11 protein-coding genes are annotated in these 12,837 nt (G+C 71.8%); 5 read left to right on the top strand and 6 right to left on the bottom strand.

The genetic code is table 11. The features are described from left to right. Window positions 1-18: 18 nt before the first annotated feature. A complete protein-coding gene (locus tag FHX81_RS30750) occupies window positions 19-1,029 on the bottom strand; it encodes a TerC family protein (protein WP_141981802.1) in 1,011 nt (336 codons plus the stop codon). Between the two features lie 294 nt (window positions 1,030-1,323). Between FHX81_RS30750 and FHX81_RS30745 the strand changes: the two genes are divergently transcribed. Next, window positions 1,324-4,182, top strand: coding sequence for an alpha/beta fold hydrolase (locus FHX81_RS30745; RefSeq protein WP_246108049.1), 2,859 nt, complete (start codon window positions 1,324-1,326; stop codon window positions 4,180-4,182). Continuing rightward, window positions 4,179-5,105 carry an ABC transporter permease gene (locus tag FHX81_RS30740; RefSeq protein WP_141981799.1) on the top strand — a complete coding sequence of 309 codons (927 nt, stop codon included), beginning with the start codon at window positions 4,179-4,181 and terminating at the stop codon, window positions 5,103-5,105. The genes FHX81_RS30745 and FHX81_RS30740 overlap by 4 nt, the downstream gene beginning before the upstream one ends. A 74-nt stretch (window positions 5,106-5,179) precedes the next feature. Here FHX81_RS30740 and FHX81_RS30735 read toward each other — a convergent pair whose 3' ends face one another. Next, window positions 5,180-5,548, bottom strand: coding sequence for an MmcQ/YjbR family DNA-binding protein (locus tag FHX81_RS30735; protein WP_246108048.1), 369 nt, complete (start codon window positions 5,546-5,548; stop codon window positions 5,180-5,182). A gap of 37 nt (window positions 5,549-5,585) precedes the next feature. Here FHX81_RS30735 and FHX81_RS30730 point away from each other — a divergent pair, with 37 nt between their 5' ends. Then, window positions 5,586-5,981 (top strand): hypothetical protein, encoded by a 396-nt coding sequence (locus tag FHX81_RS30730; RefSeq protein ID WP_141981797.1) that lies wholly within the window; start codon window positions 5,586-5,588, stop codon window positions 5,979-5,981. 150 nt (window positions 5,982-6,131) lie between these two features. On the opposite strand, the gene uvrB is transcribed toward FHX81_RS30730, so the two are convergent. Together uvrB and FHX81_RS30720 are read right to left on the bottom strand one after the other, a co-directional pair. Further along, complete coding sequence (gene uvrB, locus FHX81_RS30725; protein ID WP_141981795.1) at window positions 6,132-8,291, bottom strand: excinuclease ABC subunit UvrB; 2,160 nt, start codon at window positions 8,289-8,291, stop codon at window positions 6,132-6,134. 59 nt (window positions 8,292-8,350) lie between these two features. Then, on the bottom strand, window positions 8,351-9,637 hold the full coding sequence (locus tag FHX81_RS30720) for a DUF5685 family protein (protein WP_141981793.1): 1,287 nt from the start codon (window positions 9,635-9,637) through the stop codon (window positions 8,351-8,353). Window positions 9,638-9,718: 81 nt separating this feature from the next. Between FHX81_RS30720 and FHX81_RS30715 the strand changes: the two genes are divergently transcribed. Both FHX81_RS30715 and FHX81_RS30710 read left to right on the top strand, forming a co-directional pair. Beyond that, window positions 9,719-10,258 carry a ribonuclease FAU-1 family protein gene (locus FHX81_RS30715; RefSeq protein ID WP_425473855.1) on the top strand — a complete coding sequence of 180 codons (540 nt, stop codon included), beginning with the start codon at window positions 9,719-9,721 and terminating at the stop codon, window positions 10,256-10,258. A gap of 135 nt (window positions 10,259-10,393) precedes the next feature. Beyond that, entirely contained in the window at window positions 10,394-10,912 is a 519-nt protein-coding gene (locus FHX81_RS30710) for a ribonuclease FAU-1 family protein (protein ID WP_141981791.1), read from the top strand. Here the strand turns inward: FHX81_RS30710 and coaE are convergent. Both coaE and FHX81_RS30700 read right to left on the bottom strand, forming a co-directional pair. Beyond that, the gene (coaE, locus tag FHX81_RS30705; protein WP_141981789.1) at window positions 10,888-12,063 is read right to left on the bottom strand and encodes a dephospho-CoA kinase; all 1,176 of its coding nucleotides are present in this window, start codon (window positions 12,061-12,063) and stop codon (window positions 10,888-10,890) included. The two genes, FHX81_RS30710 and coaE, sit on opposite strands and share 25 nt — an antisense overlap. Window positions 12,064-12,091: 28 nt before the next feature. Next, window positions 12,092-12,697, bottom strand: coding sequence for a hypothetical protein (locus tag FHX81_RS30700; RefSeq protein WP_246108047.1), 606 nt, complete (start codon window positions 12,695-12,697; stop codon window positions 12,092-12,094). Between the last annotated feature and the right edge of the window lie 140 nt (window positions 12,698-12,837).

The following is a 12,837-nucleotide window of genomic DNA, read 5'->3' as shown; positions in this document are numbered from 1 at the left end:
TCACGAGATTTTTGACGCTCACAGATGGTCACTGGGCGTCGGAACCGGCTTGACCGCCTCCGGGTGCCGGCGCACCTTGACCAGGCTGGCGACGGTGGTGATGGCCAGCACGCCGATGATCACCGCCAGCGACACCTCGATGCCGATCGTGGGCACGTGCAGCGGCTCACCGCCGTTGAGGAACGGCAGCGAGTTGGTGTGCAGCGCCTCCAGGATCAGCTTCACGCCGATGAAGCCGAGGATCACCGACAGGCCGATCGACAGGTACACCAGCTTGTTCAGCAGGCCGCCGAGCAGGAAGTACAGCTGCCGCAGACCCATCAGCGCGAACGCGTTCGCGGTGAAGACCAGGAACGGCTCCTTGGTCAGGCCGAAGATCGCCGGGATCGAGTCGAGCGCGAACAGCAGGTCCGTGGTGCCGATGGCGACGATGACGATGAACATCGGCGTGACGAACCGCTTGCCGTTGATCTTCACGAACGACTTCGAGCCCTGGTAGCTGTCGGTCACCGGGTAGACCTTGCGGACGACCTTGAGCGCCACGTTCTCCTTGTACTCCTCTTCCTCCTCGTCGTGGTCCGTGCGCGCCAGCTTGTAGCCGGTGTAGATGAGGAACGCGCCGAAGAGGTAGAAGACCCAGCTGAACTGCGCGATGACCGCCGCGCCGACGGCGATGAAGATGCCGCGCATGACCAGCGCCATCAGGATGCCGATCAGCAGCACCTTGTGCTGGTGGATCGCGGGCACCTTGAAGGTGGTCATGATGATCAAGAAGATGAACAGGTTGTCGACGCTCAGCGAGTACTCGGTGATGTACCCCGCGAAGAACTCACCCGCGTAGACACCGCCCGAGAAGTACCAGATGCCCAGGCCGAACAGGACCGCCACGCCCACGTAGAAGGTGACCCACCGGGCGGCTTCGCCGATGGTGACCTCGTGCGGTTTGCGGTCGACGATGAAGAGGTCGATGGCCAACAAGACCACCAGGCCGGCAATCGTGGCGAACCACAGCCACACGGGGACAGACATTGAACGAACCTCCGGTGCATCGCGCGCGCACGCCAATGACCGGAGGTCTCCTCCGCCGGTCCTGAACGACCGACCGGCGGCACCGGGAACCTCACGCCAGGTTCCGTGCTGACGACACCGCCGCTAGGGAGTACTCCCCTCCACGCCTACACAGTCTCACGCATGAACGCGGTCCCGCGCCAGCGGAGGTGATCAGGGGCACCCGACCGGGCCGCCGGAACCAGCGGGTTCCGCTGAGAGCGTGACGCACGGCCGACAGCCCGTTCTCAGCTAATCCCGCCTATGGTCAACTCCGTGGCCTCCCTCAACCGCCTCCGCGGCAGGTGGTCGCTCCCCGCGCTCGTCGTGCTGGTCGCCCTGGTGGGCGCCATCGTGGTCTTCACGCGCCAGGGGGACGACCCCGTCCCGGTGAGCACCCGCGACGCGGTGATCGACGTGCCGGAAAGCCCGGACAGCGACCGCACCGTGCAGATCGACACCACCCTGTACCTGCCCGAACGCACACCCGCACCCGCCATCCTGCTCCCGCACGGCTTCGGCGGCAGCAAGGCGAGCGTCGCCTCCCAGGCCACCGAACTGGCCCAGCGGGGGTTCGTCGTGCTGGCCTACTCGGCGCGCGGCTTCGGCCGCAGCACCGGCCAGATCGCGCTGAACTCCCTGGACCACGAGGTCCGCGACGCCCAGAAGCTGCTCGACTGGCTGGCCACCCGGGAAGAGGTGGTCACCGACGGTGGCGGCGACCCGAAGGTGGGCGTGACCGGCGGCTCCTACGGCGGCGCGCTGGCGCTGTCGCTGGCCGGCGTCGACCCCCGCGTCGACACCATCGCCCCCGTCATCACCTACAACGACCTGGCCCAGGCGCTGCTGCCGAACTCGGCGCGAGCCGAGGACGTGGCGGACGGCACCCCGGCGGCGGGCGCGTTCGCCGACGACGGCGTGTTCAAGCGGTCGTGGGCGGGCATCTTCTTCTCCGCCGGCCTGTCCGGCGCGGACGCGACCAACCCCGGTCAGGAGGCGAGCGAGCCCGGCCAGGACGACGACAGCCAGGGCCTGGACAACGCGGCGGCCGCGGTCGCCGCGCCGCCGCAGCAGGCAGGCGACGACCGCCCCGCCGGACCGCTGAACGGCGCGTGCGGCCGCTTCCAGGCCGACGTGTGCGCCGCGTACACCGAGGTCGCGACCACCGGCAAGGCCGGGCCGCAGACCCTGGAGGTGCTGCGCCGCGCGTCGCCGTCCTCGGTCACGAACAAGATCACCCAGCCGACGCTGCTGGTCCAGGGCGAGCAGGACACCCTGTTCGGCCTCGACCAGGCCGACGCCAACGCCCGCCAGATCGCCGCCAACGGCGCGAAGGTCAAGGTCGTCTGGTACGCGGGCGGCCACGACGGCGGCTCGCCCGGCCCCGAGCTGCGCGGTCAGATCGCCGACTGGATGGCGTTCCACCTCGACGGCGAGGGCACCGACCCCGGCACCGGTTTCGAGTACACCGTGGTCGGCGCGTTCCGCAGCAGCGGCGCGCCCTCGCTGCGCAACGTCGTCGCGCCGGGCTACCCGGGCCTGGGCGACTCGGCCGCGACGCAGCGCCGCGACGTGCCGCTGACCGGCCGCGAGCAGGTGGTGGTGAACCCGGCGGGCGGCAACCCGGCGGCGGTGTCCAGCCTGCCCGGCCTCGGGTCGGTGGTGTCGCGGTCCAGCTCGCTGTCGTCGCGGCTGTCGATCGACCTGCCCGGCCAGGCCGCGGTGTTCCAGAGCGAGCCGCAGACCGCGCAGACGCTGCTGGCCGGCGCGTCCACGGTGCGGCTGCGGGTGGCCGCGGTGCCCGGCCAGCCGGTGCCCGCCGACGGCGCGGTGCTGTTCGTCAAGCTGTACGACGCGGACGCGAGCGGCGTGCGGACGCTGCCCGGCTCGGCGGTCGCGCCGGTGCGGGTGACCGACCTGCCCGCCGACGGCACGCCGGTCGAGGTGACCGTCACGCTGCCCGGCGCGGTGCGCCCGGTGGAGACCGACCACCGGCTGCAACTGGTCGTGTCGACCACCGACATGGCCTACGCCAACGCCCCGGAGCCCGCCGCGTACCGGATCTCGCTGGCGTCGCCCGCGCTGTCGGTGCCGGTGGTGCCGGGCGTGAACGCGACCAGCGAGGTGCCGGTCGGCGCGCTGTGGGGCATCGCGGTCGTGCTGATCGCGTGCGTCATCGCGGGCGTGGTCGCCTGGTTCCGCCGCCGGCTGACCGCCGACGTCGAGCCGTCGCTCGAATCGGTGCCGCTGGTGATCGAGAACCTGAGCAAGTCCTACCCCGGCGGGTTCGTCGCGGTGAAGGACCTGTCGTTCCGGGTGGAGCACGGCCAGGTGCTGGGCCTGCTCGGGCCGAACGGCGCGGGCAAGACCACGACGCTGCGGATGCTGATGGGCCTGATCCGGCCCACCGAGGGCGGCATCAGGGTGTTCGGCCACCGGGTGACGCCCGGCGCGCCGGTGCTGTCGCGGATCGGGTCGTTCGTGGAGGGCTCCGGGTTCCTGCCGCACCTGTCCGGCGCGGAGAACCTGCGGCTGTACTGGGCGGCCACCGGCCGCCCCCTGGAGCAGGCGCACGTCGAGGAGGCCTTGGAGATCGCGGGCCTGGGCAACGCGGTGAACCGGCGCGTGCGGACCTACAGCCAGGGCATGCGGCAGCGGCTGGCCATCGCGCAGGCCATGCTCGGCCTGCCGGACCTGCTGGTGCTCGACGAGCCGACCAACGGGCTCGACCCGCCGCAGATCCACCAGATGCGCGAGGTGCTGCGCCGCTACGCGGCCGCCGGGCGCACCGTGCTGGTGTCGTCCCACCTGCTCGCCGAGGTCGAGCAGACGTGCACCCACGTGGTCGTGATGCACAAGGGGTCGCTGGTCGCGGCCGGTCCGGTCGACGAGATCGCGACCGGTGGCGGCGAGGCGAGCTTCCGGGTCGACCGGCCGGACGAGGCGGCCGCCGTGCTGCGGAGCCTGGCGGGCGTGCACGACGTGCACGTGGACGGCGAACAGGTCCACGCGAGCCTCAACGGCACACCGCGCGCGTCGGCGCTGCAAGCACTCGTGGCCGCGGGCGTGGCGGTGGACCAGGCCGGTCCGCGCCGCCGGTTGGAAGACGCGTTCCTGGAGTTGGTGGGCGAATGAGCGAGAACGGTGTGCACACCGACCCGGCGGCGATCTCGGACCTGACGGACGCGGCGCGGGCCGAGCACTCGTCGGTCGCGCCCGACGGGTCCAAGGTCGGGTACCGGGCGTCGCGGACGCTGCCGGTGCGGGTGGAGCTGGTGCGGCAGTTGCGCCGCAGGCGGACGCAGTTGGTGCTGGGTTTCCTGGTGCTGCTGCCGTTCATCCTGGTGGTGGCGTTCGAGCTGGGGCAGGCGTCGCCGAACCGGCGGGCCGGCGGGTTCGTCGACCTGGCCACGGCCAGCGGCGTGAACTTCGTGATCCTGACGCTGTTCGTCAGCGGCAGCTTCCTGCTGCCCATGATCGTGGCGCTGTTCTTCGGCGACACGATCGCGAGCGAGGCGTCGTGGTCGTCGTTGAAGTACCTGCTGGCCGCGCCGATCCCCCGGCACCGGCTGCTGCGGCGCAAGGCCGTGGCGTCCGGGCTGATGTCGGTGTTCGCCCTGGCGCTGCTGCCGGCGGTGGCGCTGGTCGTCGGCGTGGTCTGGTACGGGGCCGGGGAGGCGGTGTCGCCGACCGGTGAGGCGGCCTCGTTCGGCGCCGGGGTGTACGGCGTGGCGCTGGCCGTCGTCTACATCTCCATCCACCTGTTCTGGGTGGCCGGGCTGGCGCTGTACCTGTCGGTGTCCACGGACGCGCCGCTGGGCGCGGTGGGCGGCGCGGTGCTGGCGTCGATCGTGTCGCAGATCCTCGACCAGATCACCGCGCTGGAAGGGTTGCGGGACTACCTGCCGTCGCACTACGCGCTGGCGTGGGCCGACCTGCTGTCGTCCGACGTCGACTGGTCGCAGATGGCGAAGGGGACGTTCTCGGCGCTGGCGTACGGGGCGTTCTTCACGCTGCTGGCGGCGCGGAAGTTCGCGCGCAAGGACATCACCAGCTGACGTCGTGCCCTGCCGAACGGCGCACCCGGGACGCTCCGGGTGCGCCGTTCCCGTTCCGCCCGGCGGTCGTCCCGCTAGGACGGCGTGGGTCGCTTCGACTTCGGCAGCTTGGCTGCGATCAGGTCGTAGGACAGGTCGAGCAGCTCGCGCACCTCGTCGGCCGGGACCGCGCCGTCGAGCCGGACCCGGTTCCACCCGTAGCGGCCGATGTAGGCGCTGACGGCGATGTCGTCGGGGTACCGCTCCCGCCACTGGCCCGCCTCTTCGGCGGTGGCGCCGGACTTGACGCCGACCGTGCCGCCGTCCAGGCCGATGAACGCGAAGATCCTGCCGCCGACCTTGCAGCACAACTCGGCGTCGCCGAACGGGTAGGTCTCCTCGGCGCCGGGCTTGGCGAGGCAGTGGGCGATCACGTCGTCCACCGTCATGGCGTTCGCCGTCATGCCCTCACGCTAACCGGCCGGCCTCTAAGGTGATCAGGTGAGTGTGTACACGGAGGACGAAGGTCGGACGCTGCGCACGGCCGTCTTCGGCGCGATGGTGCTGGTGTCCACCGCGGAGCCCGGTTCGTTGGACGAGGAGAGCCACGCGGGCATCCGCGCCATGGCGACGTTCTCGCCCGGGTTGCGGCAGGTGTTGGGCGCGGCCCGGCCCGAACTGCCCGCCGGTTCCACCGCCGACGTGGAGGCCGGGGTGCTCGACGCACTGCGGCGATCGGTGCGGATCCTGGCCGCGAAGGCCCCGGCGGAGGCCGAGGCGTTCCCATCGGCGGTGCTGGCGGTGTGCGAGGAGGTCGCGGCGGCGGACGGGAACGTGGGCACGGCGGAAGGTGCCGTCGTGGGCAAGGTGCGAGCGGCCCTCACCACCGACGGCTGACGCCACCCGACGCTGACACCGACCGACGCTGACACCGACCGATGCAAGTACCCGGCACGGGCCGACGGCGTTGACGAGCACCCGGCTCACCGGGCGTGCGGCGGCGGTCCCGGGGTTCGTCGACGACGAGGTCGGGACCGCCGCGGCCGGTCACTTGACGCCGGCGGCGTCCATGCCGCGCAGCTCCTTCTTCAGGTCCTGGATCTCGTCGCGCAGGCGGGCGGCCAGTTCGAACTGCAACTCCCGGGCGGCGTTCATCATCTGGTCGGTCAGTTGCTGGACCAGGTCGGCCAGTTCCGAGCGGGCCATCGTGGTGGTGTCGCGGTCGGCCAGGACGCCCGAGCTGGCGCGGCCCGAGGCGCCCGGGTCGCCGGTCGGCTTCTTGCCCCGGGACGTGTTGCGGCCCGAGCCGCCGGGGGCGATGGCGTCCTCCGCCTCGGCGTAGACCTGCTCGAGGATGTCGGTGATCTTCTTGCGCAGCGGCTGGGGGTCCAGGCCGCGTTCCTCGTTGTAGGCGATCTGCTTGGCGCGGCGGCGGTTGGTCTCGTCGATCGCGTGCCGCATCGAGTCGGTGATCCGGTCCGCGTACATGTGGACCTCGCCGGACACGTTGCGGGCCGCGCGGCCGATCGTCTGGATCAGGCTGGTGCCCGAGCGGAGGAAGCCCTCCTTGTCCGCGTCCAGGATCGCGACCAGCGAGACCTCCGGGAGGTCCAGGCCCTCGCGGAGCAGGTTGATGCCGATCAGGACGTCGTACTCGCCGAGGCGCAGCTGGCGCAGGAGTTCGACGCGGCGCAGGGTGTCGACCTCCGAGTGCAGGTAGCGCACCCGGATGCCCAGCTCCAGCAGGTAGTCCGTGAGGTCCTCGGCCATCTTCTTGGTCAGCGTGGTGACCAGGACCCGCTCGTCGCGCTCGGCCCGCGCCCGGATCTCGTGCACCAGGTCGTCGATCTGGCCCTCGGTGGGCTTGACCACGACCTCCGGGTCGACCAGGCCGGTCGGGCGGATGACCTGCTCGACGAACTCGCCGCCGGTCTGGCCCATCTCGTACGGGCCGGGCGTGGCCGACAGGTAGACCGTCTGCCCGATCCGGTCGGCGAACTCCTCCCACGTCAGCGGCCGGTTGTCCAGGGCGCTGGGCAGGCGGAAGCCGTGGTCGACCAGGTTGCGCTTGCGCGACGCGTCGCCCTCGTACATGCCGCCGATCTGCGGCACGGTCACGTGCGACTCGTCGACCACGAGCAGGAAGTCGTCCGGGAAGTAGTCGATCAGGGTCGCGGGCGCGGTGCCGGGGCCGCGGTCGTCGATGTGGCGCGAGTAGTTCTCGATGCCGTTGCAGAAGCCGACCTGGCGCATCATCTCGATGTCGTACGACGTGCGCATGCGCAGCCGCTGCGCCTCCAGGAGCTTGCCCTGCCGCTCGAGCGTGGCCAACCGCTCGGCCAGCTCAAGCTCGATGTTGCGGATCGCCTTCTCCATGCGCTCCGGACCCGCCACGTAGTGGGTGGCCGGGAAGATGCGCAGCTCGTCCACCTCCTTGACCACGTCACCGGTCAGGGGGTGCAGGTAGTAGAGCTTGTCGATCTCGTCGCCGAAGAACTCGACCCGCAGCGCCAGCTCCTCGTACGCCGGGATGATCTCCACCGTGTCGCCGCGCACGCGGAACGTGCCGCGGTTGAACGCGATGTCGTTGCGCGTGTACTGGATGTCGACCAACGCGCGCAGCAGCAGGTCGCGCTCGACCTCGACACCCACCTCCAGCTTGATCGACCGGTCCAGGTACGACTGCGGCGTGCCGAGGCCGTAGATGCAGGACACGGACGCGACCACGATCACGTCGCGCCGGGTGAGCAGGCTCATCGTGGCGGAGTGGCGCAGCCGCTCGACGTCCTCGTTGATCGAGGAGTCCTTCTCGATGTAGGTGTCGGTCTGCGGGATGTACGCCTCGGGCTGGTAGTAGTCGTAGTAGCTGACGAAGTACTCCACCGCGTTGTCCGGGAAGAACCCCTTCAGCTCGTTCGCGAGCTGCGCGGCCAGCGTCTTGTTCGGCGCCATCACCAGCGTGGGCCGCTGCACCTTCTCCACCAGCCACGCCGTGGTGGCCGACTTGCCCGTGCCGGTCGCGCCGAGCAGCACGACGTCCTTCTCCCCGGCGCGGACGCGCCGTTCGAGCTCCGCGATCGCCGCGGGCTGGTCGCCCGCCGGCTGGTAGTCGCTGACCACGCGGAACTTCCCGTCGGTGCGGGGGATGTCACCGACGGGACGATGCGACGAGTGCGCCTTGACCGGGATCTCGGTTGGGAATGCCACGGGTACGACGGTACGCCGGTGGTACGACAATTTCCGACCCGGCCCAGGTCAGGGCCTTGTCAGCAGTTGCAGTCGCACCCGCAGCAGTCGCAGCCCGGACCGCAGTCGCAGTTGCACCACGCCTCGCGCGGCTTGCCGCTGAACGGGCCGGGGTACGGGTCGCGGCAGCAGTACTGGCAGGTGCCGCACTGGTACAGCACGGCCAGGCAGCCGAGGAACGCGCCTCGGGTCACCGGCGGCTGCTTCAGCTTGGGCCAGCACCACAGGCCGCTGCCGGGGCGGAGCGGCTCGCCGCCCCGCTTGCCCTTCTCGCCGCCGGTCGGCGGACCGGGCGGACCGCCGTGACCGGGTGCCGACGGTGGCGGCACGGGACCGGGAGGGGGCACGGCACCGGAGGCCGGACCCTGGTGGCCGTACGGGCCGGGCTGGGCCGGGGGCGGGTACGTGCCCGGCGCGGGTTGCCACCCGGGTGGTGGCTGAGGTGTGTGAGCGTGCGGGTGGGGGTCGCCGAACGCCCGCCGGATCGACTCCCGCACCTCGTGCACCAGCAGGACGTGCACGAGCCGGTCGTCGGCGAACTCCACCTCCCGCATCGCGAGCTCGATGCCCAGCGCGGCGTCCTCGCACAGCCGCCGTGCCTCGGCCGGCGTCGTGCCGGTGACGACCAGCGGGTTCCACGCCCCGGACGCCCGGTCGGCCGCCAGGTCCCCCACCGCGTCCACCAGGTGCGCCAACCGCCCGAACAGCCGTCCCACCTCGCGCAACGGGGCCGCGTTGCCCGGTCGGCCGGCCAGCACCGCGGTCTGCGCCACGGCCTCGCCCGCCGCCGTCTCGGTCGGCTCGGTCACCGCCAGCACGGACGAGCCGAGCCCGGCGGAGGCCTCCACCGCCGACTGCCGCCGCACGGCGTCCACCAGCACCGCCGTGTCGAACCCCAGGTCGACGCCCGTCTCCGACGCCTGCGCCGCCCACCGCCGCGCCACCTGCCTGCCCACGCCGCGCATCGGGGCCCGCGCGAACACGCCGTCACCGTCGACCACGTGGTCGTCGACCTTCGCCGACGCCAGCACCAGGGACACCGACGCGGCCAGGCGCGCGCCCGCGCCCACGGCGACGTCGGCCGACTGCATGCCCCTCAGGGCGCACGGCCCGGCGGACCGCCGCGACCGCCCCGCCTGCGCCTCGACCAGCGCGGAGATGACGAGGCCGTCGTAGTTGGTGACCACGCGGGCCAGGTGGCCGTGGTCGTCGCGCAACGCCAGGCACAGCCCGCACAGGTGCGCCAGCCACGACTCGCGCAGCTCGGGGCCCAGGCGGTTGCGACAGGGGCGGATGATGCCGAACATGGCGGGAAGAGTAAGCGATCATCCTACTTTTGGGTGACAGAAAGGAGCATCTCGCCGATGTCGGTGCCTAAGGTCGGCGCTGTGACGTCGAGCACCGCCGGGACCCGCATGCACATCCACCCGCCGAAGATCGAGTACTTCGACCTCGACGCGAAGAGCAACACCGATCCCAAGGGCCACCTGCGCGGGGTCGAGGAGTACCGGCTGACGGCGGCCGGCCTCTACATGTACCGCCCGGTGCCCGGCCACCCGCACCTGTCGCACTTCGAGTCGTGGCTGCTGCCCGCGCACGGCCTGCGCGTCACCCGGCAGTCGTGGCACCCGGGCCACGAGCGCGACTACGACCTGTACGTGGACGTGGTCGAGATCAGCTCCAGCGGCTCGGTGTGGAAGACCGTCGACCTGTACCTGGACCTGGTGGTGCGCACCGGCCGCAGCGTGACCGTGCTGGACACCGACGAGCTGCTGACCGCGCTCGACCACGGACTCATCCGGGCCGACCGCGCGCAGTGGGCGCTGGAGACGACCTACCGCGCGGTCGCCGGCATCGCCGCGCACGGGCACGACGCGGTGCGGTGGCTCGCGGCCCTCGGAACGATCACCACCTGGCGTCGGCGGTAATACAGAGGGTCACACTCGCAGGTCAACCGCCATCCGTGTCCGTCACCTGATAGAGACCGCTTCCCATACAGACCGTGATATAACGAATCAAACCTGATAGTTACCAAGGACACATCTGCGTCTACCTTGGGTCGGGTGGGAGCGGTCATCACACCTCAGCTCGTCGACGTGGTCGACACCGTCAGCGCAGTTCGCAGCTACTCCAGCGGCATGTCGCGGCACCTGTCCACGTGTCGGGTCGAGCCGTGGGGACTGCGGCTGGAGTGCCCGACGCCGGAGGACCCGTTCTCCGATTCGGAGGTCACCTGGTTGATGCCTTCGCTGGGTCTCCGGTTGACGCACCAGCGGCCCCGGTCCCGGCACGCGCGCAGCGGCCCCAGCGTGCTCAGCGCGGTCCGCGTGCAGCGCGACGGGCGCGCCTGGCGCACCACCGACCTGCTCCTCGGCCTGGCCGTGCCCGGCGGCACGACCGCGCGGATCGTGCGCTGCGAGGAGTTCGCCGCCGCCGTCGCGGGCCGCGTCCTCGGACCCGGTGACGCCGACCAGGCGCTGCGCACCGTGCACCGCACCCTGGAGGAGGTCAGCCTCCACCGGCACGACCTCGGCTCGTGGCTGACCCACCGCGGCATCTACGACGTCTGGCCGTCCCTGTAGAACGCGTCCACGCGCGCGGTCGCGGCGGCCATCCAGGGTTCCTTCGCCTCGCCGTAGGCGAACCCGTCCGCGTCACCCCGGTGCGCGCGCGCCAGTTCCAACTTGAGCGCCGCGTACTCCTCCCGCGCCGCCGCGTCCGCCCGCAGCCAGTCGCGGAACCGGATCGCCCAGGTCCACGCCGGTCCGCCCTCGACCCGGACGTGCAGGTTCACCCGCCGCCCCGGGTCCGTGCCCGCGTGCAGCCGCTTGTGCCAGTCCTCCGGGGCGTCACCCTCGTGCCGCACGGTGTCCTCGGCGACACCCAGCAGCGGGAACCCGGCCTGCGCCAGCGCCTCCTCCAGCTCGGCGGCCTCGTCCAGCGACCGCACGCCGAGCTGGAAGTCCAGCACGTCCTTCGCGGCCAGGCCGGGCACGGACGTCGAGCCGATGTGCTCCACCGCGCGGCCACCCGCGGCGAGCCGGATGCGCGCGGCGACCCGCGCGGCCTGGGCGGGCCACGTCGCGTCGTAGGGCACCACGACCGGCGCGCCGGAGGCGTAGCGGCGCAGCCGGACGTTCGACTCGTACCGCACCAGCCGGTCCGCCCACAGCGCGTCGACCTGCGCCAGCACCAGGTCGGGCGTGCCGGAGTTGTCCAGCCACACGTCCGCCACGGCGCGGCGGCGCCCGTCGTCGGCCTGCGCGGCGATCCGGCGGCGCGCGTCGTCCTCGGGCAGACCCCGGTCGCGCAGCCGCGCGAGGCGCTGGTCCAGGTCCGCGTGCACGATCACCACCAGGTGGTACAGCGGCGCCATGTCCTTCTCCACCAGCAACGGGACGTCGTGCACGATGATCGCGTCCTCGGGCGCGGCGGCGATCAGCTCGCCGGTGCGCGCGGCGATCCTCGGGTGCGTGATGCCGTTGAGGGTGGCCAGGGCCCGCTCGTCGCCGAACACCTTCGCCGCGAGCGCGGGCCGGTCCAGCGCGCCGTCCGGGCCCAGCACGTCCGCTCCGAACGCCTCGACGACCTCGCGCAGGCCGTCGGTGCCGGGTTCGACCACCTCCCGGGCCAGCCGGTCGGCGTCGATCACCACCGCGCCGTGCTCGGCGAACCTGCCCGCCACCGTCGACTTGCCCGACCCGATGCCCCCGGAGAGCCCCACGCGCAACATGGCGACCAGCCTGCCACGCGGGGGATCTTCAGGCGCCCTCGACGGGCGTCATCGCCTGCTGGGCCAGGGCCGCCAGCGCGCCCGCGACCGCGTCGTCCGGCAGGACGCCCGCCTTCGCCCGGGCCACGTACGTGGTCTTGCCCAGCGACCCCATGACCAGCCGCTCGTCCTTCGTGCTGACGAACTGGCCCTTCTTCTTGCCCACGTCGACCTCGCGGACCGACGCGCCCTCCTGGCGCTCGGCGTCCACGCTCTCGGTGACCCGACCACCGGCCGTGGGCTCGTCGTTGTAGGTGGCCAGGCCGATGATGACCGGCGCGGCGGCGATCGGCTGCCGCTCCGGGACCCCGTAGTAGCAGTCGATCTTGCCGGTGCGGCCGAGCGACGGCTCCGGGATGCCGATGATCGTCTTCAGCTCGCCGGGCAGCTCGCGGCCGAGCTTCTGGTGGAACAGCTCGACCGGGACGACCAGCTCGCAGTCGTCGGGGATCGGCCGGTCCACCATCTGCGGGATCCGGCTGATCGTGGTGGGCGGCACGATCGTCGGGATCTGCGGCTGCACCACCGGCTGCGGCTGCACCGCGGCGCAGCCCGCGCACACGAGCACCGCCATCGCCGCCACCGCCGTCCGCATGCCCATAGCATTCTCAACTTAGCGCACGACGACGCCAACTCACCCCGAAGGAGTGAACGACGATCGCCCCCCGCCCGAGGTGGGCGAGGGGCGACCGTGGTCGTTCAGTCAGCCGGCGAGGATCCGCCGGCCGGTGCTGC

This window comes from Saccharothrix saharensis (genome assembly GCF_006716745.1).
Taxonomy (GTDB): Bacteria; Actinomycetota; Actinomycetes; order Mycobacteriales; family Pseudonocardiaceae; genus Actinosynnema; species Actinosynnema saharense.
The sequence above is the reverse complement of the archived record's forward strand: the minus strand, read 5'-3'. Positions and strand labels throughout refer to the sequence as shown.